The sequence below is a fragment of the Gordonia sp. OPL2 genome, assembly GCF_003797825.1.
GTDB lineage: Bacteria > Actinomycetota > Actinomycetes > Mycobacteriales > Mycobacteriaceae > Gordonia.
The window spans coordinates 349,136-372,684 of sequence record NZ_RKME01000001.1; the positions used below are offsets into that span (position 1 = coordinate 349,136).

The window sequence follows — 23,549 nt, forward strand, 5'->3', positions numbered from 1 at the left end:
ATCCCCGCACGAACTCCTGAAGGACACATCATGCTGCGAGTCGCCGTCCCGAACAAGGGCGCACTCTCCGAATCCGCGGGCACCATCCTCGCCGAGGCCGGGTACCGCAAACGCACCGACGCCAAGGACCTGACGGTCCTGGACAACGCGAACGACGTCGAGTTCTTCTTCCTGCGCCCCAAGGACATCGCGATCTATGTCGGCGCCGGCACCCTGGATCTCGGCATCACCGGTCGCGACCTCGCCCTCGACTCCGGCGCCGCGGTCGACGAGCAGCTGTCGATGGGATTCGGATCGTCGACGTTCCGCTACGCCGCCCCTGCCGACCAGACGTGGTCCGTGGACGGCCTCGCCGGTACCCGCATCGCCACGTCGTACCCGAATCTGGTTCGCGCCGACCTCGATCGACGCGGGATCGATGCCACCATCATCCGTCTCGACGGCGCCGTCGAGATCTCGATCCAACTCGGCGTCGCCGAGGCGATCGCCGACGTCGTGGGCTCCGGACGGACCCTGCGGGCCCACGGCCTGACCGCGTTCGGCGACTCGCTGTGCGATTCCGAAGCCGTGCTGATCTCGCAGCAGGGTGTCGAACAGAACAAGGCCGCGCGGCAGTTCATCGCCCGCGTGCAGGGCGTCGTGTTCGGACAGCAGTACGTGATGATCGACTACGACTGCCCGCGCACGCTCCTCGACGAGGCCTCGAAACTCACGCCGGGTCTCGAATCGCCGACCGTGGCACCGATGGCGGATCCGGACTGGGTCGCGGTGCGCGCCATGGTGCCCCGCAAGATCCACCAGAGCCTGATGGACGAGTTGTCGGAGCTGGGCGCCAAGGCGATCCTGGCCACCGACATCCGGTCCTGCCGCTTCTGACCAGACGTCTCTGGGGCGACGCCGGTCTCAGCGCTCGGCGAGCAGGACCGTCTGCGCCGAACGTCCGATGAAACCGTCTGCGTCGTAGAGATCGCCGAAGGTCGCGCCGAATCCCTCGGGCCCTTGGACCATGTCGGCGTCGATGCCCACCCACGGACCCCGCGGCGTCCGCGTCAGGTGCACCGTGGTGTCGGTGTTCATCCAGGTCCATTCGTCGGTTCGCAGGCGTGTGCCCAGGCCGTTGGCGATGTCGACGACGGTGAAGATCGACTCCAGATCCGAGATCTGCTCGCCGCCCACCAGAGGGATCGCCGGACGCACCCACACCGCGGGTGTGTCACCGACCCGACCCGCGATCGCGGCCGACTCGACCGAACCGATGAAACCGGCTGTGCCCCAGTCGACACCGAGGTCGCCGCTCTCGGTGACACCCACCACCGGTGTGAGCTCGCCGGGTCCGGGGGTGAGCGGTTCGGGTTCTTCGACCACCTGCGTGCTGTCGGCGGTTCGCATCCTCCAGCCCACCGATCGGGCGGCCAAACGGAACGATCCGTCGGGCTGGGCGACCTCCAGATCGGTGCCCACCAGACTGATCTGGCGTCCGGGCCGGATCACCTCCGAGCGCAGCCGGTTCACCCCCAGTCCGATCGGGCCGAGGATCTCGGTCGTGACCCGGGTGAAGCGTTGTGCGGGGGACGGGTCGCATCGCAGGAGCGACCGCATCATCAGTCCCGACGGCGGACCACCGTGTTGCATGGTCGTGGCCCACACGCTCTGCGTCGCCTCGGTCGGTCGGAAGTATTCGTACCCTGCGTCGCGTTCGGCGGCCGGCGGATCGATCGGGGCGTAGTAACAACTCTCCACGACAGCACCGTATGCCTACCGTCATAGTCGCGCGTTCCGGGGGTGGTCACCGGATCGACGGTCGGGATGAGCCCATCAGCCGAGGAATCCCGGTGGCGGACCGGGATAGGGCGGGATCTCGCCACCGAACTCCGGGCAGCGCGCTTTGTGCTCGCAGGACCCGCAGAGCCGGGAGGTCTTGGGGCGGAAGTCGCCGGTGGCCACGGCCGCGCGGATCGCAGCCCAGATCGCCTTCAGGGTCCGGCCGAAGCGGTCGAGTTCCTCGCGGTCCGGGGCGTAGGTCAGTTGCTGTCCGTCGGACAGGTACATCAGCTGCAGACGCGCCGGGACCACCCCGCGGATCCGGAGGATGGCGAGGGCGTAGAACTTCATCTGGAACAGGGCCTTCGCCTCGAAGGCCTCGCCCGGCGATCGCCCCGTCTTGTAGTCGACGACCCGCACCTCGCCGGTCGGGGCGACGTCGATGCGATCGATGAATCCACGCATGAGCACGTCGTCCATGTCGATCTCGACGTGCTCCTCGCAGGAATCCGCGTCGAAGGCCGTCGGGTTCTCCATCGTGTAGTAGGTCGCGATGAGTTTCTGTGCTTCCGCGAGCAGTCGCTCGGGACGCCCGTCGACGATGTCCGCCAGGTGCGGGTCGGCTTCGCACATCGCCGCCCAGGCACCCTCGACGAGAAGGTCGGCCGACTCCTGTGTCCGTAGTTCGGCAGGCATGTCGAAGAGGTTCTCCAACGCCGCGTGCACCACGGTGCCGCGGGTCTGGGCCGTCGTCGGCGTCTCCGGGAACCGGTCGATCGCGCGATACCGGTACAGCAGCGGACACTGTTTGAAATCGGCCGCGCGCGACGGCGACAACGCCAGTGGCCTGCCCACCAGCCCACGGCCCGACGACGCACCCGCCGGATTCGCCGCGGCGGGATCTGTCGTCGCATGGGTGGTCGGCGGCCGGTTCGGTGCTGCCGTACCCGACCGGTCGACGTTGCCGGGAGCGGCCCCAGCGTCCATCGTCGTACTCACAAATGGCAGGGTAGGTCGCAACAGTGACAGGTTCGGGGATCGACACCCCTGACCCCGCCGGAAGGACCCGATCGCCCGATGCCGACCACCGGCCCCTTCGACGTGGGTGACCGCGTACAGCTGACCGACGCCAAGGGACGGAAGTTCACCGTCCACCTCGAGGCGGGCAAGCTCTTCCACACCCATCGCGGCGCGATCGCGCACGACGACCTCATCGGTGCACCCGAGGGCAGTATCGTCTCCGCGACGAGCGGCACCCAGTACCTCGCCCTGCGTCCCCTGCTCGTCGACTACGTCCTGTCGATGCCGCGCGGCGCACAGGTCATATACCCGAAGGACGCCGCCCAGATCGTCACCGAGGGTGACATCTTCCCGGGCGCCCGGGTGCTCGAGGCGGGCGCCGGTTCCGGTGCACTCACGTGTTCACTGCTGCGCGCGGTCGGACCCGAGGGCAGTGTGACCTCGTACGAGGTGCGCGACGATCATGCCGAGCACGCCCTCCGCAACGTCGACACCTTCTTCTCCGGACATCCGGAGAACTGGGACCTCGTCGTCGACGACCTGGCACATCTGGATGTGGACTCGCTCGCCGAGGACCGTCGCTACGACCGCATCGTCCTCGACATGCTGGCCCCGTGGGAGCCCCTCGACGTCGTCCGACAGGCGATCGCACCGGGCGGGGTGCTGATCATCTATGTGGCAACGGTCACTCAATTGTCGCGGATCATCGAGGCCGTGCGTGAGCAGGAGTGCTGGACCGAGCCGCGGGCGTGGGAATCGCTGGTCCGCGACTGGAGTGCGGTGGGCCTCGCGGTCCGTCCGGAGCACAAAATGCAAGGCCACACCGCTTTTCTGATCACCACACGACGCCTCGCCGACGGTGTCACCACACTGCGTCCCCAGCGCCGCCCGACACGCGGCTGACCGACCTTGCGCCCGGGCTGCGTGTAACGCCGTAACCGGTCGAAACGTCGCGAATACGTTGCGAATACGTAGAATTAACAACCCGTCAACATCGCGAATTGCGCGGTGCACGGCGTTTTCACGTCCGCACCGGTAGCGTGGGGATACGGCGCAAACACTTCGAGTGTTTGCCGGGGAGAGGAGTCAGTAATGACCGAATCTGACCGCCAGGGTGCCGGTGGCGCCGAACACTCCGGGGCCTCGGGGGCCCGAGACCAGGGACCCGACGACTCCGCCCAACTGCCCGACGAGGGTTTCGTCCCCGCGTACGCGTCGCCGATCGCACGCGCCGAGTCCGGACGCCCGAACTTCGGCCGGCCCGCGGACAAGGATCTCCAGGAACGCGTCGACAATCTGACCGCACGCAACGCGAAGCTGCTCGACACGCTCAAGGAGGCGCGTCAGCAACTGGTCGCGCTACGTGAAGAGGTCGATCGTCTCGGCCAGCCGCCGAGCGGTTACGGCGTCCTGCTGGAGATCTATCCCGACAGCACCGTCGACGTGTTCACCTCCGGACGCAAGATGCGCCTCACGTGCTCGCCCAACATCGACCTCGACGCACTACACAAGGGCCAGACGCTGCGCCTGAACGAGGCGCTCACCATCGTCGAGGCCTGCGAGTTCGACTCGGTCGGCGAGATCAGCACGCTGCGGGAGATCCTCGGCGACGGGCAACGTGCACTGGTCGTCGGCCACGCCGACGAGGAGCGTGTCGTCTGGCTCGCCGAGCCGCTGCTGGGTGAGGTCGACGGCGAGGACGGCAAGCGTCGCAAGCTGCGCCCGGGCGACTCGCTGCTGATCGACACGAAGGCCGGCTTCGCGTTCGAGCGGGTGCCCAAGGCCGAGGTCGAGGATCTGGTGCTCGAAGAGGTCCCCGACGTCGGCTACGAGGACATCGGTGGTCTCGGACGTCAGATCGAGCAGATCCGCGACGCCGTCGAACTGCCGTTCCTGCACAAGGACCTGTTCCGCGACTACGCGCTGCGCCCGCCCAAGGGCGTCCTGCTCTACGGTCCGCCCGGCTGCGGCAAGACGCTCATCGCCAAGGCGGTCGCGAACTCGCTGGCCAAGAAGATCGCGCAGGTGCGTGGCGACGACGCCAAGGAGGCGAAGTCCTACTTCCTGAACATCAAGGGTCCCGAGCTGCTCAACAAGTTCGTCGGTGAGACCGAGCGACACATCCGCCTGATCTTCCAGCGAGCGCGGGAGAAGGCGTCCGAGGGCACCCCGGTGATCGTGTTCTTCGACGAGATGGACTCGATCTTCCGGACCCGCGGATCGGGCGTGTCGTCGGACGTGGAGACCACGGTCGTCCCTCAGCTGCTGAGCGAGATCGACGGCGTCGAAGGTCTGGAGAACGTCATCGTGATCGGCGCCTCCAACCGTGAGGACATGATCGACCCGGCCATCCTGCGCCCCGGCCGTCTGGACGTGAAGATCAAGATCGAACGGCCCGACGCGGAGTCGGCGATGGACATCTTCTCCAAGTACCTCACCGAGACGCTGCCGGTGCACGCCGACGATCTCAACGAGTTCGGCGGCGACCGCACGGCGTGCGTCAACGCGATGATCGAGAAGGTCGTCGAGCGGATGTATGCGGAGAGCGACGACAACCGGTTCCTCGAGGTCACCTACGCCAACGGCGACAAGGAGATCATGTACTTCAAGGACTTCAACTCGGGCGCGATGATCCAGAACGTCGTCGACCGGTCGAAGAAGTACGCGATCAAGTCGCAGTTGGACACCGGTGCACCGGGACTGCGGGTGCAGCACCTGTTCGACTCGATCCTCGACGAGTTCGCCGAGAACGAGGATCTGCCCAACACGACCAACCCGGACGACTGGGCACGGATCTCGGGCAAGAAGGGGGAGCGGATCGTCTACATCCGCACTCTGGTCACCGGCAAGAGCGCGGGCGCGAGCCGCGCGATCGACACCGAGACCAACACCGGCCAGTACCTGTAGGCACCTGTCACACGACGAAGGGCCGACACCCCCACCCGGGGAGTCGGCCCTTCGTCGTCGGACTGCTCAGGATGCGCCGGGCACCAGCACGGTCTCCGTGCGGCTCGGTCCGGCGTCGTCCGCGGTGCCGACCGGATATCGGACCAGACCCAGCTCGGCGTCGTCGGACAGCTGTGGATGTCGGGGCAGTACCCGCGCGGTGTAGCCGTGGCGACCCGATCGGGTCGGCGTGACGGCCGCCGCGAACAGGGTGCGCCCGGACGGATCCACCTCGCCGGTCGGCGACATCTCGACGGTGGTCGGCTCCCGGATCTCACCGTCGTCGGTGACCCGGCCGACCAGTGCCTGAACCGCGACCTGGTCGGCGGCGAGCTCACCGAGCGCCACGTGTGCGGTCAGGGTCAGGCTTGCCGTACGTGGGCTGCCGTCTTCTCGGATCCCGCTCGCGGGGGAGTCGGCCGCGGTCTCCGTCCAGTCCGACTCGTCGAGGCCCGCGATCTGCACGGCCGTCCACCCGCGGTCGAGCAGTTGCCGGTAGGACGCGAGATCCCGTGCGGGGGTGTATCCGTCGGCGCAGATCGACGCGTACTGCGTGGCCGCCGGACCGTAGAGCGCAGTCGTGTAGTCGCGCACCATCCGCGACGCCTGTACGTCCGGACCGAGCCGATTCACGGTGTGCCGGACCATCTCCACCCAGCGCTCCGGCACACCGTCGGCGGAACGGTTGTAGAACAACGGGATCACCGATTCCTCGAGCAGTTCGTAGAGCGCCTCTGCCTCGAGGTCGTCGCGTCGATGATCGTCGGTGACACCCTCCGCCGACGGGATCGCCCAGCCGTTCTCGCCGTCGGCCATCTCATCCCACCAGCCGTCGAGGATCGACAGATTCAGTCCGCCGTTCATCGCCGACTTCATCCCCGACGTCCCGCACGCCTCCATCGGGCGCACGGGATTGTTCAACCAGACATCGCACCCCGCGTAGATGTCGCGGGCCATGGAGATGTCGTAGTCCGGCAGGAAGACGATGCGCTCGCGCAGCTCGGGGTCCTCGGTGAACCGGACCACCTGCTGGATGAGCGATTTGCCGCCGTCGTCGGCCGGATGCGCCTTGCCGGCGATCACCAGTTGTACCGGCCGGTCGGGATCGGTGAGGATCCGGCGCATCCGTTCGGGATCGCGCAACATCAGCGTCAGCCGCTTGTAGGTCGCCGCGCGCCGTGCGAAGCCGATGGTCAGTGCCGCCGGATCGAAGATGTCGGCCGTCCAGCCGAGCTCGGCTTCGCTGAACCCGCGGTCACGACCGCTGGCATGGGTTCGCCGCCGGACCTCGTCGACCAGATCGGCACGCATGTCCGAGCGGAGCCGCCAGATCTCGTCGGCGGGCAGCGAGGTCACGATCCTCGCGACCGCCTCCTCGTCGCCGCCGGCAGCCTCCTGCCAGCGTCGGGCCGTCCACGTCGGTCCGTGGACGCCGTTGGTGACCGAGCCGATCGGCACCTCGTCGCTGTCGAAGCCCGGCCAGAGGTCGGCGAACATCTCACGGCTGACCGCGCCGTGCAGGCGCGACACCCCGTTGCTGCGTTGTCCGAGCCGAAAACCCATGTGTGCCATGTTGAACACGCCCGGATCGCCCTCGTCGCCGAGATCGACCACGGTGGCCACCGACAGGCCCGGCAGCAACCGCGATGTCCCGGTCTCGTCTGCGTCGAGGTAGTAGCGGACCATGTCCCGCGGGAACCGGTCGATGCCCGCGGGCACCGGCGTGTGCGTGGTGAAGATGTTCGACGCGCGCACCACCGCCTCCGCGGTGTCGAAGTCGAGACCGGCCGGGCCGCTCGAGAGCTCCCGGATCCGTTCGACGCCCAGGAATCCGGCGTGACCCTCGTTCATGTGGAAGACCGATGGTTCCGGATGGCCGGTGATCCGCACGTACTCGCGGACCGCACGGACACCTCCGATGCCGAGGAGGATCTCCTGCTTGATCCGGTGATCCTGATCTCCGCCGTAGAGGCGATCGGTGACTCCGCGCAGTTCCTCGACGTTGGCCGGGATGTCGGCGTCGAGGAGCAGCAACGGGATCCGCCCGACGGTCGCCACCCAGACCTGCGCCTGCAGCGTCCGTTCACCCGGCATCGCGATCGACACCACCACCGGATCGCCGTCGTCGGTGAGCAGGGTGAGCGGAAGCGACGTGGGATCGTTGACCGGGTACCGCTCGATCTGCCATCCGTCACGGGACAGGCTCTGATGGAAGTAGCCCGACCGGTAGAAGAGGCCGACACCGATCAGGGGCAGTCCGAGATCGGAGGCCGCCTTCAGGTGATCGCCGGCGAGGATGCCGAGTCCGCCGGAGTAGATGGGCAGCACCTCGGAGATGCCGAATTCCATCGAGAAGTACGCGATGGCTTGCGGCGCAACCTGTTCCGACGACAGGCCGGCGGCGTAGTCGGCGAACCAGCGCGGCTCGCCGGTGTACCGGGCGAGGTCGTCGCGGACCGCCGTGAGGCGATCGAGGAAGGCGCGGTCGACGGCCAGCTCGGCGATGCGCGCGGGGTCGATCTCGGCCAGCAGTCGGAGCGGATCCCCGGTCTGCGACCACAGGTCGGGATCGAGACCTGCGAACAGCTCCTGCGTGGGCTGATGCCATGCCCAGCGGAGATTGTGGGCGAGTCGGGAGAGGTCGGCGAGCTCGGTCGGCAGGGGCACCCGAACCGTGAACCGGCGGAAGGCTTTCACCGCGTAGACGCTACCCAGACGGGGACGAGGGTGCGACCGGTACCGGGTGAACATCTACGCTCGTAGCATGCAGCGAATCATCGGCACCGAGGTCGAGTACGGGATCTCCGCTCCCGGCGACCCGACCGCGAACCCGATCATGACGTCGACCCAGGCGGTGCTGGCTTATGCCGCCGCCGCCGGGGTGCCCCGCGCGAAGCGCACCCGATGGGACTACGAGGTGGAATCGCCGCTGCGCGACGCCCGCGGGTTCGACCTCGGACGGGGCTCGGGTCCGGCCCCGATCATCGACGCCGATGAGATCGGCGCCGCCAACATGATCCTCACCAACGGTGCCCGCCTGTACGTCGACCACGCCCATCCGGAGTACTCGGCCCCCGAGGTCACCGACCCGATGGATGCGGTGATCTGGGACAAGGCCGGCGAGCGGGTCATGGAGGCCGCCGCGCGTCATGTCGCGAGTGTGCCGGGTGCACCGCGCCTGCAGTTGTACAAGAACAACATCGACGGCAAGGGTGCGTCCTACGGCACCCACGAGAACTATCTGATGAACCGCGACACCCCGTTCACCGCGGTGATCGGTGGCCTCACGACCTTCTTCGCGTCCCGACAGGTGATCACCGGATCGGGACGCGTCGGCATCGGTCAGTCCGGCGACGAGGCCGGCTACCAGCTGTCGCAGCGCTCGGACTACATCGAGGTCGAGGTCGGTCTGGAGACCACGCTCAAGCGGGGCATCATCAACACGCGCGACGAGCCGCACGCCGACCCGGAGCGGTACCGCCGACTGCACGTGATCATCGGCGACGCCAATCTCGCCGAGACGGCCACCTACCTCAAGGTCGGCACGACCGCGCTCGTGCTCGACCTCATCGAGGCCGGTGTCGACTTCTCCGACATCGAACTCGCGCGTCCCGTGCAGGCGGTGCACACGATCAGTCACGACCCCGGGCTGTCGGCGACCGTCGCACTCACCGATGGACGCGAACTCACCGCACTCGCCCTGCAACGGGAGTACCTCGAGCGGTGCATGAAATTCCACGACGCCGAGCACAGCGACGATGAGCGGGCCGCCCACGTCCTCGAGACATGGGCCGACGTCCTCGACCGTCTCGAGCGGGATCCGATGGAGTGCGCCGACATCCTCGACTGGCCGGCCAAGCTGCGCATCCTGGAGGGATTCCGCCAGCGGGAAGGTCTGGGGTGGTCTGCGCCGCGCCTCCAGCTCATCGATCTGCAGTACTCCGACGTCCGCCTCGACAAGGGGCTCTACAACCGGCTCGTCGCCCGCGGCTCGATGAAACGACTCGTCGACGAGACCGACGTGATGCGCGCGATCAGTGAGCCGCCGGAGAACACCCGGGCCTACTTCCGTGGCGAATGCCTGCGCCGGTTCGGCGCCGACGTCGCCGCCGCGAGCTGGGACTCCGTCATCTTCGATCTCGGGGGTGACTCGCTGGTGCGGATCCCGACGCTGGAACCGCTGCGCGGCACACGTGCCCACGTCGGGAAACTGTTGGACTCGGTGAACTCCGCCGCCGACCTCGTGGACCAGCTCACCACGACCTGATCGGCGACCGGGCGACGCGGCCGCGCGGGCGTGTTCGCTTCCGCCCGCACGGACTCCGACACCGGTAGTGTGTGGAAATACACGATTGTCAGACCCGGCCATGTCGGAGTCGGGTCGGCGTCCGAGAAGGACGGATCGGTGCCGGAGGCGCAGCACGCGTCGCCGGTGAGTCGAAGGAGGCAGCAGATGGCGCAGGAACAGACCAAGCGCGGTGGCGGCGACGACGATGGTGACATCGGTTCGGACGGTGGCGCCGGCCAGGAACGTCGCGAGAAGCTTGCCGAGGACACCGACGACCTGCTCGACGAGATCGACGACGTGCTCGAGGAGAACGCCGAGGACTTCGTCCGCGCCTATGTGCAGAAGGGCGGCCAGTGAGCGACCGGTTCACGTCACCAGGTTCCTCAACCCCGTTCCACTCCACCCTCCCGCTGCGTGCGGACATCTCGTCGTTCACCGACTACTTGCGTGAGCATGCGCCCGAGCAGCTCCCGCACAACCGCGTGGACCCGATGAGCATCCGCGCCGACGCGGCCGCCGACATCCCGCACGGCACAACGATCGTCGCGGTGTCGTTCGCGGGCGGGGTCGTGCTGGCCGGCGATCGGCGCGCGACGATGGGCAACCTCATCGCCACCCGGGACGTCCAGAAGGTCTACATCACCGACGAGTACTCGGCGGCGGGCATCGCCGGGACCGCGGGTATCGCGATCGAGATGGTGCGGCTGTTCGCGGTGGAACTCGAGCACTACGAGAAGATCGAGGGCGTTCCGCTGACGCTGGACGGCAAGGTCAGTCGTCTCGCGTCGATGGTGCGCGGCAACCTCGGCGCCGCCATGCAGGGGCTCGCGGCGGTACCGCTGCTGGTCGGGTTCGACATCGATCACGACGATCCCAACGAACGCGGGCGGATCTTCTCGTTCGACATCGCCGGCGACCGGCACGAGGAGTTCGGCGGTTATCAGGCGATCGGCTCCGGGTCGATGTTCGCCAAGTCGTCGCTGAAGAAGCTCTATCGTTCGGACCTCGACGCCGACAGCGCGCTCGCCGTGGCCGTCGAGTCGCTCTACGACGCGGCCGACGACGATTCGGCGACGGGTGGTCCCGACATCGTGCGCAAGATCTTCCCGACCGCGGTCATCGTGGGCGCCGAGGGGGCACGCGAGGTCGAGCCGGAGGCGATCGAGGCCGCGGCGCGTGCCGTCGTCGAACGACGGGCCGCCGAGCACGAGGGGGAGGCGCGATGACGTTCCCGTATTACGCCAGTGCCGAACAGATCATGCGCGATCGTTCGGAGCTCGCGCGCAAGGGCATCGCCCGTGGACGCAGCGTCATCGCGCTGACGTACGCCGACGGTGTGCTGTTCGTCGCGGAGAACCCGTCGAACACCCTGCGGAAGACCAGCGAGATCTACGATCGCATCGGTTTCGCCGCGGTCGGCAAGTACAACGAGTTCGAGAGTCTGCGCAAGGCAGGCATCCAGCTGGCCGACATGCGGGGTTACAGCTACGACCGCGCCGACGTGTCCGCACTGTCGTTGGCCAACACCTACGCCAACGCCCTCGGTTCGGTCTTCACCGAGCAGGCCAAACCGTACGAGGTGGAGCTGTGCGTCGCGGAGGTCGCCAAGTTCGGGAAGCCGCGTCCGTCACAGCTGTACCGGATCTCCTACGACGGGTCGATCGCCGACGAGACACGCTTCCTGGTGATGGGCGGAGCGAACGACGCGATCACCGCGGCGCTGCGCGAGTCCTACGAATCCGATCTCGAACTGTCGGCGGCGCTGTCGGTCGCCGTCGCCGCACTCGCCACACCGGTCGAGTCGGGGAGCAGCGGGTCGTCGGGGAGTTCCTCGGCGCCGACGGCCGCGCCGCGTGAGCTGGCCGCCTCCGACCTCGAGGTCGCCATCCTCGATCGCAACCGCCCGCGCCGGGCGTTCCGGCGGATCACCAACGCGGTGCTGGCCGACCTGATGCCCGCATCCGCGACACCGTCGGCGACCACTGCAGCAGACGCGTCCGCCGACACCGGATCGTCGTCCGACGACAACGGATCCTGACCGTCACGACCCGGCGTCGCGACCTGCCGTCGCGTCGCCGGGTCTGCGCGGTACTCCCCGGGTAGGGTTGGTGGTGTGCAGCGTCGAATCATGGGTATCGAGACCGAATTCGGTGTCACGTGTACCTTCCACGGCCATCGTCGACTGAGCCCGGACGAGGTCGCCCGGTATCTGTTCCGGAGGGTTGTGTCGTGGGGGCGTTCCTCCAACGTGTTCCTGCAGAACGGCGCGCGCCTCTACCTCGACGTCGGATCCCACCCGGAGTACGCGACCGCCGAGTGCGACAGCCTGATCCAGCTGATCAATCACGACCGGGCGGGCGAACTCGTTCTCGAGGACCTGCTCATCGACGCGGAACAGCGGCTCGCCGACGAGGGCATCGGCGGCGACATCTACCTGTTCAAGAACAACACCGACTCGGCGGGCAACTCCTACGGCTGCCACGAGAACTACCTCGTGGTGCGGGCGGGGGAGTTCTCGCGCATCTCCGATGTCCTGCTGCCGTTCCTGGTGACGCGGCAGTTGATCTGCGGTGCGGGCAAGGTGCTGCAGACCCCGAAGGCGGCGACGTTCTGCCTGTCGCAGCGCGCCGAGCACATCTGGGAGGGCGTGTCGTCGGCGACCACGCGGTCGCGCCCGATCATCAACACCCGCGACGAGCCGCACGCTGATGCCGAGAAGTATCGCCGCCTGCACGTGATCGTCGGTGACTCGAACATGGCGGAGATGACCACCCTGCTGAAGGTCGGTTCGGCGGCGCTGGTCCTCGAGATGATCGAGGCCGGGGTCTCGTTCCGCGACTTCGCCCTCGACAACCCGATCCGCGCGATCCGCGAAGTGAGCCACGATCCCACCGGTCGCCGGCCGGTGCGGCTCGCGGGTGGGCGTCAGGCGAGCGCGCTCGACATCCAGCGGGAGTATCACGCGCGGGCCGTCGAGCACATGACCAACCGACGACCCGACCCGGAGATGGACAAGGTCGTCGATCTGTGGGGCCGCATGCTCGATGCCGTCGAGAGCGACGACTTCTCGTCCGTCGACACCGAGGTGGACTGGGTCATCAAGCGCAAGCTGTTCCAGCGCTACCAGGATCGGTACTCGATGGAACTGTCGGATCCGAAGATCGCCCAGCTCGACCTCGCGTTCCACGACATCAAGCGCGGCCGTGGCGTGTTCGATGTCCTGACGCGCAAGGGACTGGTCGCCCGCGCGACGACCGACGAGGACATCGCCACCGCCGTCAACGAGCCGCCGCAGACCACCCGCGCGAAACTGCGGGGCGACTTCATCTCGGCCGCGCAGAAGGCCGGCCGGGACTTCACGGTCGACTGGGTGCATCTGAAGCTGAACGACCAGGCGCAGCGAACGGTGTTGTGCAAGGACCCGTTCCGTAGCGTCGACGAGCGAGTCGACCGTCTGATCGCATCCATGTGACCGTAAGCTGTCTCAGGTGGCAACCCCGAAAGTTGAGCGCCTTCTCAACCTCGTGATCTGCCTGCTGTCGACACGCCAGTTCGTCACCGCGGACTACATCCGCCGCAACGTGAAGGGCTACAACGACGACGGGCAGTCCGACGAGGCCTTCAACCGCATGTTCGAGCGCGACAAGACCGAATTGCGCGACCTCGGCATCCCGCTGATCACCGGCCGCGAACGCCTGTCCGGCGGCGCCGACGGCTACCGCATCGAGCGCGACTCCTACGAACTGCCCGAGATCACGCTGGATCGTCCGGAGGCGGCCGTCGTGGCGATGGCCGCCGCCCTGTGGGACGCGCCGGAGATCTCGGCGATCTCCCAGAACGCCCTGTTGAAACTCCAGGCGGCCGGCATCGACGTGCGGGCCGAGGACGAGATCGGTTTCTCGGCGGCGACCTCGGCCAGGTCGCTGGGTTCGGAGTCGGGACTCGCGGCCGTGCTGTCGGCGATCGGGTCGTCGCAGGCGGTGACCTTCACCTATCGGCCGGGGGCGGCGTCGACGTCGGCGACGCGGACGCTGGAACCTTGGGGCGTGGTGACCCACCGCGGCCGGTGGTACGTCGTGGGGCACGATCGCGACCGCGCGGCGACCCGCACGTTCCGCCTCTCCCGCATCTCGGACGTCGCGACCACCGGTGCGCCGGGGGACGTGTCGGTGCCCGAGGGCACCGACATCCAGCAGATCGTCACGGCCGCCGTCGAGTCGGCAGCGGGTTCGGACGGCCGGATCGCCACGATCTGGGTGGCCGCCGACCGCGCTGCGGGACTGCGCCGGCTCGCCGCGCGCACCGAACCTCGCACGTTCGCCGACGAACCGGGTGACGTCCTGGAGATCGAGATCCGGTCGTTGCCGACGCTGGCCCGGCTGGTCCTCGGTGCCGGACCGGACGCGGTGGTCCTGACACCGCCGGAACTACGCGACACCGTCGTCGCCGCACTGGACCGCATGGTGGAGGTGACCGTCTGATGGCGCCCCGCCCGGACCGTTTCAGCCGATTGCTCGCCCTCGTGCCGTACTTCGCCGCACGTCGCGGCATCGCCGTCGAGCAGGCCGCGCGTGATCTGGGGATCACCCCGAAGCAGCTCACCAGAGATCTCGAGCTGCTCTTCGTCTGCGGACTGCCCGGTCATTTCCCGGACGACCTCATCGATCTGCAGTTCGAGCAGGGATACGTCGAGGTGGGGTTCACCGCCGGCATGGACCGACCGCTGCGACTGACGACGACCGAGGCCAGCACGATGCTCGTGGCGCTGCGCGCGCTGCTCGACATGCCGGGTGCCGTCGATCGCTCGGCTGCCCGCCGCGCGATCGCCAAGATCGAGCAGGCCGTCGGGTCGTCCGAGTCTCCGGTGCAGGCGGGCGCCGATGGAGACACCGATCCCGACGGCGGGACGTATGCGACGATCCGCGAGGCCGTGCGGTCGACGAAGGCGGTGACGATCCGGTACTACTCGGCGACCCGCGACAGCGTCTCCGAGCGCACGGTCGATCCCATCCGTCTGCAGACGATGGACAACAACACCTATCTCGAGGCGTGGTGTCGCAAGAGCGACGGGGTGCGGTTGTTCCGTTTCGACCGGGTGGAGACGGCGGAGACGCTCGACGAACCGTCCGCGCCGCCGGCCGAGGCGACCGGGCATCAGCAGTCGGCGATCCTCGCCGAGAACCCGGACCTGCCGTCGGCCGAGATCGAGATCGATCCGGACGAGCTGTGGATCCTGGACTACTACCTGATCGATCCGATCGAGCCTGTCGAGGACCGCGCCGACCCGAACGTCCCGGTGCGGGCGCGACTGGTGTACGGCTCGCCGGAGTGGCTCACCCGCTTCCTGCTCGGGTTCGGCGGTCGCGTTCGGGTGGTGTCAGCGCCGGATATCGCTGATACCGTCGTCACCACGGCAACAGCCGCGCGAGCGCGTTACGCGTGAGGTCGGGGATCGGCCATGCACGCCGCCGTTTCGGCGGGCTCGGGTAGCATTGGCAACATCGCGATTCGGAGGTTGAAACATGGGTGCTCTGTCCTGGTGGCACTGGGCGATCGTCCTCGTGGTCCTGGTTGTCCTGTTCGGTTCCAAGAAGCTGCCCGACGCCGCACGCGGTCTCGGCCAGTCGCTGCGCATCTTCAAGAGCGAGGTCAAGGAGATGCAGAACGACGGCAAGGACTCCGACGAGCCGGCAGCCCCCGCGAAGCGTGAACTCCCGCCGGGTGAGGCCACGCCGCCCGCGTCGCAGACCTCGTCCGACGATGTGAAGAAGTCTGCGTAGATCCTCTCGGGAACCCGAAAACCAGGGCATTCGTGTGCGCATCTCTCTGGATCCGAGGCGCCGTAAGCGCAAGGTGAATCCCGACGGCACCATGTCGTTGGTCGAGCACCTGTACGAACTCCGGACGCGTGTGGTCATCGCTCTGCTGGCCATTGTCGTGACCACGATCGTGGGGTTCGTCTGGTACACGCATGGTTTTCTCGGCATCCCGTCCCTCGGTGACCTGCTCCGCGGGCCATACTGCGACCTGCCACCGTCGTCGAGGGCACAGCTGACCGCCGACGACTCGTGCCGGCTGCTCGCGACCGGTCCGTTCGACCAGTTCATGCTCCGGCTGAAGGTCGCGCTCACCGCCGGCGTCGTGCTGGCCTGTCCCATCTGGCTGTATCAACTGTGGCAGTTCATCACCCCGGGACTGCACACCAACGAACGGCGCTACGCCGTCGGCTTCGTCAGTTCGGCCGCCATCCTGTTCGTCGGCGGCGCGGTCCTCGCCTACCTGGTGGTGGCCAAGGCATTCCACTTCCTGCTCACGGTCGGCAACGACGTGCAGGTGACGGCCCTCGCCGGTGACCAGTACTTCGGGTTCATGATCCATCTGCTGATCATCTTCGGAGTCAGCTTCGAGTTGCCGCTGCTGATCGTGGCGCTCAACGTCATCGGCGTCCTCAAGTACGAGAAGCTCAAGGCCTGGCGTCGCGGTCTGATCTTCGCGCTGTTCGTGTTCGCGGCGATCGTGACCCCGGGGCAGGACCCGTTCACGATGCTGGCCCTCGCGCTCGCACTCACGGTGCTGATGGAGTTCGCGATCCAGTTCGCCCGCATCCACGACAAGCGGCGCGGGCGGAACACCCCGGACTGGTCGTCCATCCCTGATGATCAGGCCAGTCCGCTGCCGAGCACGGGGCCGGCCCCGTCGGCGTCCCGCATCGAACCCGTCCGCTCCGTACCGGGTGCGGATCCCTCGGGTGCCCGCACCTCCGTCCGCGACCACGACACGTTCGACGACATCCTGTGAGCCGGCTCGACGACTTCACCGGCCGGCTGACCTTCCGCCTCGACGACTTCCAACGACGAGCATGCATGGCGCTCGACGCCGGGCACGGGGTACTCGTCTGCGCACCGACCGGCGCCGGCAAGACGATCGTGGGGGAGTTCGCCGTCCACCTCGCACTGGCGGCCGGGACGAAGTGCTTCTACACGACGCCGATCAAGGCGCTCAGCAACCAGAAGTACGCCGACCTCGCGGCCATCCACGGTCCGGAGTCCGTCGGTCTGCTGACCGGCGACAACTCGATCAACCCGGACGCCCCCGTGGTGGTGATGACCACCGAGGTGGTCCGCAACATGATCTACGCGAACTCGCGCGCGCTCGACGGGCTGTCCTATGTGGTGATGGACGAGGTCCACTTCCTCGCCGATCGTTTCCGCGGCGCGGTGTGGGAAGAGGTCATCCTCCATCTCGATCCGTCGGTGCGGGTGGTCAGCCTCTCCGCGACCGTCAGCAACGCCGAGGAGTTCGGCGACTGGATCCAGGCGGTTCGCGGCGACACCACCGTCATCGTCGACGAACACCGCCCGGTGCCGCTGACCCAGCACATGCTCGTCGGCACGCGGATGTTCGACCTGTTCGACCCCGCCCGACATGTCGACGCGGGAGGCAAACCCGAACGCCCCCAGGTCAATCCGGAGCTCAAGCGCTATATCCGGCATCGCATGCTGCTCGCCGACGACGACCGTCGGAGCGGTCGGGGGCGTCGCGGGCAGTCGTCGCGGGGGCCTCGCCGGGGCGGTGGGCCCCGTCCGCCGTCGCGGCCCGATCTCGTCGCGCGACTCGACCGCGAGGGCCTGCTCCCGGCCATCGGGTTCATCTTCTCCCGCGCCGGCTGCGACGGGGCGCTGGCGCAGTGCCTGCGATCCGGCCTGACGCTCCTCACCCCGGAGGAGTCGATGGCGGTCGACGAGGTCGTCGACCGCCATCTGCAGGAGTTGTCGCCCGCCGACGAGGACATCCTGGGCGTCGCGGAATGGCGGGCCGGATTGCGTCGGGGTTTCGCCGCCCATCACGCGGGTCTGCTGCCCACGTTCCGTCACGCGGTGGAAGAACTGTTCACTCGCGGCCTGGTGAAGATGGTCTTCGCGACCGAGACCCTCGCCCTCGGCATCAACATGCCGGCTCGAACGGTCGTCCTCGAGCGGCTGGTGAAGTTCAACGGCGAGGCCCACGTCGACCTGACCCCCGGGGAGTACACCCAGCTGACCGGACGCGCCGGGCGGCGCGGAATCGACGTCGAGGGACATGCCGTCGTCGTGTGGACACCGGAGGCGGTGCCCGACCAGGTGGCCGGGCTCGCCGGCGCCCGGACGTTCCCGCTGCGCAGCTCGTTCCAGCCCGAGTACAACATGGCGGTCAACCTCATCGGACGTCTCGGGCTCGAGGGGTCCCGCGAACTGCTGCACCGTTCGTTCGCCCAGTTCCAGGCGGACCGATCGGTCGTCGGGCAGGCCCGCAAGGTCGATGAGGCCCGTCGCCGACTACGCAAGCTCGACGTCGAGCTGAGCGCGACGGCGCACAAGCGCGGCATCGACCCCGGGGTCGTCATCGGCGACGACGATCCCGACGATGGACACGCCGAGGCCGATCGACATGCTGGATTCCTGGGGTACATCCAGTTGCGCGAGGACATTCGGCGCCGCGAACGTGACCTCAAGTTCGAGCGCCGGTCGGCCAACACGCAGTCGACGGTGGCCGACCTCGCAGCACTCAAACGTGGGCACGTGATCGGCCTGCACGGCGGCAGGCACCGTGGCCTCGCCGTCATCCTGGAAGCCGCGACACAATCGGCCGACCCCAAACCGCTGGTGTTGGCCGAAGACGCTTGGTGCGGACGGGTCGGGACCAGGGATTTCGTGAACCCGCCCCAGGTACTCGGCAACATGCGCCTGCCCAAACACATCGACCGCCGCACCGGCAGAGGACGACGGGATCTGGCATCGGCGCTGCGCTCGACGGGGATCGAGGTCCCCAAGGGTCGGTCGAAGAAGCGTGCCGCCGCGGCCGACGACCGGGAGCTGGCAGGCCTGCGCACGGCACTGCGATCCCACCCGGCCCATCGGCTGGACAACGGTGACGAGCTGTTCCGCCTCGCCGAGCGGCGCAACCGCGTGGTGCGCGAGATCGTCACCGCGGACCGGGTGATCGCCGAACGGACCTCGACGTTGGGTGTGCAGTTCGACCGGATCGTCGCCGTCCTCGCCGATCTCGGTTACCTCGAGGTCGGGAACACACGCGGCGACGCGCCGGCATCGGTCACGGTGACCGCCGCGGGTCATCTGCTCGGCCGAATCTACAGCGAGAGCGATCTGGTCGTCACCGAGTGCATCCGCGCCGGGATCTGGGACCGGCTCGCGCCGCACGAACTGGCCGCAGTCGTCGCCGCGATGGTCTTCGAGGCACGGCGTGAGAGCTTTGCCGGCGCGGACGCGATGCCCGGCAATGCCGCTCTGCGCACGGCGCTCGCGCGCACGGTGGAGATCTGGCGTGACGTGACGCACGTCGAGTCCCGTCACCGTGTCGATCCGACTCGTGAGCCGGACACCGGATTCTCGGTTGCGGTGTCGCTCTGGGCATCTGGGCGTTCTCTGACGGAGTCGCTGGCGGCTGCCGGTGAACGTGGCCAGTTGCTGTCGCCGGGCGACTTCGTCCGCTGGAACCGTCAGGTCGTCGACCTGCTCGAACAGATCCGCCTCGGCGTGGGACCCGAGACACGGCTGGCGTCGTCGGCGAGGTCCGCGGTCGGCGGGATCCGACGTGGCGTCGTTGCCGCGGAACTCGGCTGACCCGCGTCGAGAACGTGTGGCCGGCCGGCCGACGTGCCTGTCACAGGGCCCTCGGTTCGGTGATCGACCACCGGGTGTGAGGTAACCTTCTCCACGCGGTCGGGAGTGCAGGTGAGCCGGTCCGGCGCACCACCTGTGTGACACCGGGGATGGAGCAGATCACTCACCGGCCAGGACATTCGAGGCATGACATCCAGGCGAATCGGTGAGCTGTCACCGGGCAGATCGGGAGGGAACCCCATGACTGAGCCGCACGATCCGACCCGTCCGAGCGGTGACCCCCAGCCGGGGGAGCAGACGCCACGACCGACCGACCCCGGTGCGTCGGAGGCGGCCCGGGCAGCCGAGAACGCGAGCAACGCGGCCCCGTCCAGTGGCCCCGGTGCCGAGTACTCCCAGCCCCAGGCATACGGGCAGCCCACTCCGACGACCCCCAACGGTGCGCCTGGTCAGTCGGCACCCCAGGACCACCAGCAGAGCCAGGGGCCTGCACAGCCGCAGGCCTACGGTCCAACCGGTTACGGGCAACAGGCCTACGACCAGCACGCGGCATTCGGGCAACAGACGTATGGACAGCCGGGCTACGGACAGCCGGGCTACGGGCAGCAGGCCTATGGGCAGGCGTATGGGCGACAGAATCCCGGCCCGCAGAACCCCGCACAACCCGCCTACGGCCAGCAGGGTGCCTACGGCGCGCCCGATCCCCAGGCGCAGGCCGGGCAGTACGGCGCGCCGGCGCCTCAGGGTGTCTACGGCCAGCAGTCGGCGTATGCGCCGACGGGGCCGCAGGAACAGTACGGCGGTCAGCAATACGGCGGCCAGCAATACAGTGGGCCGCAAAACAGTGGGCAGCAGTACGCCGGCCAGCAGTTCGGTGGCCAACCGCCGTACGGCGGGCAGTTCGGTGGTGGCGACCAGTTCTCCGCGATGGCCGCGCCGTCCGGGAAAAAGGGCCTGCGCACACTGCTGCTGATCGGTGGCGGAGTGGCCGTGCTCATCGCCGCGATCCTGCTCATCACCGCTTTCATCGCGCCGGGTTGGGCACCGAAGACCATCTCCCAGTCCGCCGTGCAGGACGGCGTCAAGAAGGTCCTCACCGAGGACTATCAGGCGACCGAGGTGTCGGACGTCCAGTGCCCGTCGGGCCAGCGGGTCGAACAGGGCCAGTCGTTCAGCTGCACCGCGACCGTCGGAGGCCAGCAGCAGACGGTCACCGTGACCTTCCTCGACGACGACGGCAAGTACGAGGTCTCGCGTCCGACGAGCTGACCGCCCGGCTCAGACCGACCGCCTCACGACCGCCCGACTCGGACCGACCGCCTCACGGCCGCTCGGCGACGGCGGGCCAGCCGAGCGCCTTGGACAGTCGGGCCACCGACGCGCCGATCCCCAACTCGTCCACGAGGTCGGCCAGACCGCCGGGATCGGCGGGCTCGGCCGGAAGCCGGTCGTCGTCGGTGCTGTCGATCGTCTCGGCGTCGGTCCGCACCAGCACCACGGTCCGGGCGGCAGTGAGGTACTCGGTCGATGCGAGCAATGACTTGCGGCTCCGGGTGGGGACCGTCGAGCCGCTGTCCGCGGCCGCGGCCTCGAGTGCGTCGAGGCTGCCGAACTCGCTGATCAGCTTTGCCGCGGTCTTCTCCCCGATACCGGGGACGCCCGGCAGCCCGTCGGACGGGTCGCCGCGCAGCATCGACATCTCGGCGTAGGCCATGCCGGCGCGCTCTGTCGGCACCGCGTACTTCTCCGCCACCTCGACCGGCCCCATCATCTCGGCCTTGGCGAGGCCGCGACCGACGTAGAGCACCCGTACCGGAACCGGATCGTCCGACACCACCTGCAGCAGGTCACGGTCCCCGCTCACGACGACGACCGGATCGGTTGCCTCGTCGTAGGCGAGCGTGCCGATGACGTCGTCGGCCTCGCAGCCGACGGCGCCGGAGGTGGCGATCCCGGCGCACCGCAGCACGTCCATGATCATCTCGACCTGTGGTGTCAGCGTGTCGGGGACCTCCTCGACATCGACATCGGCGCCATCGCCGCTGTCGGACCCGTCGACGGTGTGCGGTGCCTCTTGCGCGACCCGATGTGCCTTGTAGGACGGGATCAGGTCGGTGCGGAACGCCGGGCGCCAGTCGAGATCCAGGCAGACCACCAATCGCGTCGGCTGCTCACGGGTGACCAGGGAGGCAATCGTGTCGATGAAACCGCGCACCGCGTTGACGGGTCGACCGTCGGGCGAGGTCATCTTCTCGGGCAGGGCGAAGAACGAACGGAACCACAGACTCGCCCCGTCGAGGAGCATCACTGAACCGGCCATGGGTCAACTCTGTCATGCCGGTCGACGTCGGCACGGGCGGTAGGCTGCGCTCATGGCCTACCGGTTCTCCTCAGACGTGTACCGCCACCGACTCGATCGCGCCCGAATCCTCACCGCCGATGCCGGTCTCGACGCCCTCATCGTGTCGACCGGTCCCGATCTCCGCTACCTGACAGGGTCGCGCGCGAACACCTTCGAGCGGCTGACCGCACTCGTGGTGCCCGCCACCGGAGCGCCGCGCCTTATCGTGGCACGCCTGGAGTTGGCCTCGGTGCGCGATTCGGCGGTCGATGATCTCGGCATCGAGATCGCCGACTGGGTGGACGGCGAGGACCCGTACGCGCTGGCACTGTCGGGGCTGCCGGGCACTGCGCGGCTCGCAGTGTGCGACACCATGCCGGCGCTGCATGTCGTACCCATCGCCGGGCACACCGGCACCACCCCGGCGCTGGCCACCGACGTCCTTCGGGAACTACGCATGATCAAGGACGACAGCGAGATCGACGCGCTGCGCGAGGCGGGCGCCGCCATCGACCGGGTGCACGCACGGATGGGTGAGTGGTTGCGTCCCGGACGCACCGAACGCGCGGTCGCCGACGACATCCGCGCCGCGATCCTCGCCGAAGGACACACCGAGGCCGCGTTCATCATCGTCGGTTCGGGACCACACGGCGCCGACCCGCATCACGAGTTCTCCGACCGCGTCATCGAATCCGACGACATCGTGGTCATCGACATCGGCGGTCCGGTCGATCCCGGATACAACTCCGACTCCACCCGCACCTACTGTTTCGCCGAGCCGCCCGCCGACATCGCCGACGCCTACCGAGCCCTCCAGGATGCGCAGCGAGCAGCCGTCGCGGCGGTGCGTCCGGGTGTCAGTGCACAGCAGATCGATGCCACCGCACGGGATCTGCTCGCCGACCACGGACTGGCCGACCACTTCATCCACCGCACCGGCCACGGAATCGGGCTGTCGGTACACGAGGAGCCCTACATCGTGAGCGGCAACGACATCGCCCTGCGCCCCGGGATGGCGTTCAGCGTGGAACCCGGGGTCTACTTCGACGGCCGGTGGGGGGCCCGCATCGAGGACATCGTGGTCGTCACCGACGACGGATGCGAGCCGGTGAACACCCGCCCGCACGATCTCGTCGTTCTCTGAGCAGGCAGGACAACGGTCAGTTGAACAGCCGCGCCGAACCGAGTACGCGGGAGACGTTGATCTCGATGACCACCCGACGCGGATTGGGTTTGGGTTCGCGGTAGCGGCCCGCATAGCGAACCTCGGCGTCCCGGACCCGCTCGGGCTCGCGCCGTACGACGGCCGGTCCCTCGAGGGTCAGCCACCGCGGCCCGTCGATGTTGGTCACCGACGCATATCCGTTCCGTTCGACATTGCGTACCTTCTGCTTGCCGTCGGAGGTGATGATCCGCGCGATCGCGTGCTCCGCGTCCCAGGTGAAGCCGACCGCCACCACGTGTGGGCTACCGTCGGCGCGCAGGGTCGCCACGCTGGCGAGATGGCGTTCGGCGAGGAATTCGGCTGCGGCCGGTCCGAGATCAGCGGCGGTGCGGGTCATGGATGCCACGC

20 protein-coding genes are annotated in these 23,549 nt (G+C 68.1%); 15 read left to right on the forward strand and 5 right to left on the reverse strand.

The window, feature by feature from the left end; translation table 11 throughout:
* Nucleotides 1-30 precede the first annotated feature (30 nt).
* Nucleotides 31-876: an ATP phosphoribosyltransferase gene (hisG, locus tag EEB19_RS01500; protein ID WP_187582461.1), complete on the forward strand. Its 846-nt coding sequence runs from the start codon at nucleotides 31-33 to the stop codon at nucleotides 874-876.
* A gap of 27 nt (nucleotides 877-903) precedes the next feature.
* Here the strand turns inward: hisG and EEB19_RS01505 are convergent, their stop codons facing one another.
* Nucleotides 904-1,740, reverse strand: coding sequence for a thioesterase family protein (locus tag EEB19_RS01505; protein ID WP_187582463.1), 837 nt, complete (start codon nucleotides 1,738-1,740; stop codon nucleotides 904-906).
* A 75-nt stretch (nucleotides 1,741-1,815) separates the two neighbouring features.
* Nucleotides 1,816-2,760 carry a RecB family exonuclease gene (locus tag EEB19_RS01510; RefSeq protein WP_262365364.1) on the reverse strand — a complete coding sequence of 315 codons (945 nt, stop codon included), beginning with the start codon at nucleotides 2,758-2,760 and terminating at the stop codon, nucleotides 1,816-1,818.
* A 78-nt stretch (nucleotides 2,761-2,838) separates the two neighbouring features.
* Here EEB19_RS01510 and EEB19_RS01515 point away from each other — a divergent pair, with 78 nt between their 5' ends.
* Nucleotides 2,839-3,684 (forward strand): tRNA (adenine-N1)-methyltransferase, encoded by an 846-nt coding sequence (locus EEB19_RS01515; protein WP_187582465.1) that lies wholly within the window; start codon nucleotides 2,839-2,841, stop codon nucleotides 3,682-3,684.
* A 189-nt stretch (nucleotides 3,685-3,873) separates the two neighbouring features.
* Entirely contained in the window at nucleotides 3,874-5,688 is a 1,815-nt protein-coding gene (gene arc, locus EEB19_RS01520) for a proteasome ATPase (RefSeq protein WP_187582467.1), read from the forward strand.
* 66 nt (nucleotides 5,689-5,754) lie between these two features.
* On the opposite strand, the gene glgP is transcribed toward arc, so the two are convergent.
* A complete protein-coding gene (glgP, locus tag EEB19_RS01525; protein ID WP_187582469.1) occupies nucleotides 5,755-8,424 on the reverse strand; it encodes an alpha-glucan family phosphorylase in 2,670 nt (889 codons plus the stop codon).
* A 67-nt stretch (nucleotides 8,425-8,491) separates the two neighbouring features.
* Between glgP and dop the strand changes: the two genes are divergently transcribed.
* The 11 genes from dop (at nucleotide 8,492) to EEB19_RS01580 (ending at nucleotide 20,904) form a co-directional block, all read left to right on the forward strand.
* On the forward strand, nucleotides 8,492-9,994 hold the full coding sequence (dop, locus tag EEB19_RS01530) for a depupylase/deamidase Dop (protein WP_187582471.1): 1,503 nt from the start codon (nucleotides 8,492-8,494) through the stop codon (nucleotides 9,992-9,994).
* Between the two features lie 186 nt (nucleotides 9,995-10,180).
* A complete protein-coding gene (locus tag EEB19_RS01535) occupies nucleotides 10,181-10,372 on the forward strand; it encodes a ubiquitin-like protein Pup (RefSeq protein ID WP_007624191.1) in 192 nt (63 codons plus the stop codon).
* A gap of 53 nt (nucleotides 10,373-10,425) precedes the next feature.
* Nucleotides 10,426-11,241, forward strand: a complete 816-nt coding sequence (prcB, locus tag EEB19_RS01540) for a proteasome subunit beta (protein ID WP_262365394.1) — start codon at nucleotides 10,426-10,428, stop codon at nucleotides 11,239-11,241.
* Nucleotides 11,238-12,053 carry a proteasome subunit alpha gene (gene prcA / locus EEB19_RS01545; RefSeq protein WP_187582475.1) on the forward strand — a complete coding sequence of 272 codons (816 nt, stop codon included), beginning with the start codon at nucleotides 11,238-11,240 and terminating at the stop codon, nucleotides 12,051-12,053. The genes prcB and prcA overlap by 4 nt, the downstream gene beginning before the upstream one ends.
* A gap of 75 nt (nucleotides 12,054-12,128) precedes the next feature.
* Nucleotides 12,129-13,487 carry a Pup--protein ligase gene (gene pafA / locus EEB19_RS01550; protein ID WP_187582477.1) on the forward strand — a complete coding sequence of 453 codons (1,359 nt, stop codon included), beginning with the start codon at nucleotides 12,129-12,131 and terminating at the stop codon, nucleotides 13,485-13,487.
* A 16-nt stretch (nucleotides 13,488-13,503) separates the two neighbouring features.
* Nucleotides 13,504-14,496 (forward strand): YafY family protein, encoded by a 993-nt coding sequence (locus EEB19_RS01555; protein WP_187582479.1) that lies wholly within the window; start codon nucleotides 13,504-13,506, stop codon nucleotides 14,494-14,496.
* Nucleotides 14,496-15,458, forward strand: coding sequence for a YafY family protein (locus EEB19_RS01560; protein WP_187582481.1), 963 nt, complete (start codon nucleotides 14,496-14,498; stop codon nucleotides 15,456-15,458). The genes EEB19_RS01555 and EEB19_RS01560 overlap by 1 nt, the downstream gene beginning before the upstream one ends.
* 79 nt (nucleotides 15,459-15,537) lie before the next feature.
* Complete coding sequence (gene tatA / locus EEB19_RS01565; RefSeq protein ID WP_187582483.1) at nucleotides 15,538-15,795, forward strand: Sec-independent protein translocase subunit TatA; 258 nt, start codon at nucleotides 15,538-15,540, stop codon at nucleotides 15,793-15,795.
* 34 nt (nucleotides 15,796-15,829) lie between these two features.
* Nucleotides 15,830-16,813 carry a twin-arginine translocase subunit TatC gene (gene tatC, locus EEB19_RS01570; protein WP_187582485.1) on the forward strand — a complete coding sequence of 328 codons (984 nt, stop codon included), beginning with the start codon at nucleotides 15,830-15,832 and terminating at the stop codon, nucleotides 16,811-16,813.
* Nucleotides 16,810-19,635: an RNA helicase gene (locus EEB19_RS01575; protein ID WP_187582487.1), complete on the forward strand. Its 2,826-nt coding sequence runs from the start codon at nucleotides 16,810-16,812 to the stop codon at nucleotides 19,633-19,635. The genes tatC and EEB19_RS01575 overlap by 4 nt, the downstream gene beginning before the upstream one ends.
* 240 nt (nucleotides 19,636-19,875) lie before the next feature.
* Nucleotides 19,876-20,904 (forward strand): DUF4333 domain-containing protein, encoded by a 1,029-nt coding sequence (locus EEB19_RS01580; protein ID WP_187582489.1) that lies wholly within the window; start codon nucleotides 19,876-19,878, stop codon nucleotides 20,902-20,904.
* 52 nt (nucleotides 20,905-20,956) lie between these two features.
* On the opposite strand, the gene EEB19_RS01585 is transcribed toward EEB19_RS01580, so the two are convergent.
* Nucleotides 20,957-21,940 (reverse strand): 5'-3' exonuclease, encoded by a 984-nt coding sequence (locus EEB19_RS01585; protein WP_187583073.1) that lies wholly within the window; start codon nucleotides 21,938-21,940, stop codon nucleotides 20,957-20,959.
* Between the two features lie 67 nt (nucleotides 21,941-22,007).
* Here EEB19_RS01585 and EEB19_RS01590 point away from each other — a divergent pair, with 67 nt between their 5' ends.
* Nucleotides 22,008-23,120, forward strand: coding sequence for a Xaa-Pro peptidase family protein (locus EEB19_RS01590; RefSeq protein WP_187582491.1), 1,113 nt, complete (start codon nucleotides 22,008-22,010; stop codon nucleotides 23,118-23,120).
* Nucleotides 23,121-23,136: 16 nt separating this feature from the next.
* Here the strand turns inward: EEB19_RS01590 and EEB19_RS01595 are convergent, their stop codons facing one another.
* Nucleotides 23,137-23,538 (reverse strand): PPOX class F420-dependent oxidoreductase, encoded by a 402-nt coding sequence (locus EEB19_RS01595; protein ID WP_187582493.1) that lies wholly within the window; start codon nucleotides 23,536-23,538, stop codon nucleotides 23,137-23,139.
* Nucleotides 23,539-23,549 lie beyond the last annotated feature (11 nt).

Coding starts and splice junctions, on each gene's coding strand:
- prcA (WP_187582475.1), top strand. CDS start 11,238: ATGACGTTCCCGTATTACGCCAGTGCCGAACAGATCATGCGCGATCGT.
- EEB19_RS01535 (WP_007624191.1), top strand. CDS start 10,181: ATGGCGCAGGAACAGACCAAGCGCGGTGGCGGCGACGACGATGGTGAC.
- EEB19_RS01585 (WP_187583073.1), bottom strand. CDS start 21,940: ATGCTCCTCGACGGGGCGAGTCTGTGGTTCCGTTCGTTCTTCGCCCTG.
- EEB19_RS01560 (WP_187582481.1), top strand. CDS start 14,496: ATGGCGCCCCGCCCGGACCGTTTCAGCCGATTGCTCGCCCTCGTGCCG.
- dop (WP_187582471.1), top strand. CDS start 8,492: ATGCAGCGAATCATCGGCACCGAGGTCGAGTACGGGATCTCCGCTCCC.
- tatA (WP_187582483.1), top strand. CDS start 15,538: ATGGGTGCTCTGTCCTGGTGGCACTGGGCGATCGTCCTCGTGGTCCTG.
- EEB19_RS01515 (WP_187582465.1), top strand. CDS start 2,839: ATGCCGACCACCGGCCCCTTCGACGTGGGTGACCGCGTACAGCTGACC.
- EEB19_RS01580 (WP_187582489.1), top strand. CDS start 19,876: ATGACTGAGCCGCACGATCCGACCCGTCCGAGCGGTGACCCCCAGCCG.
- EEB19_RS01595 (WP_187582493.1), bottom strand. CDS start 23,538: ATGACCCGCACCGCCGCTGATCTCGGACCGGCCGCAGCCGAATTCCTC.
- arc (WP_187582467.1), top strand. CDS start 3,874: ATGACCGAATCTGACCGCCAGGGTGCCGGTGGCGCCGAACACTCCGGG.
- EEB19_RS01590 (WP_187582491.1), top strand. CDS start 22,008: ATGGCCTACCGGTTCTCCTCAGACGTGTACCGCCACCGACTCGATCGC.
- hisG (WP_187582461.1), top strand. CDS start 31: ATGCTGCGAGTCGCCGTCCCGAACAAGGGCGCACTCTCCGAATCCGCG.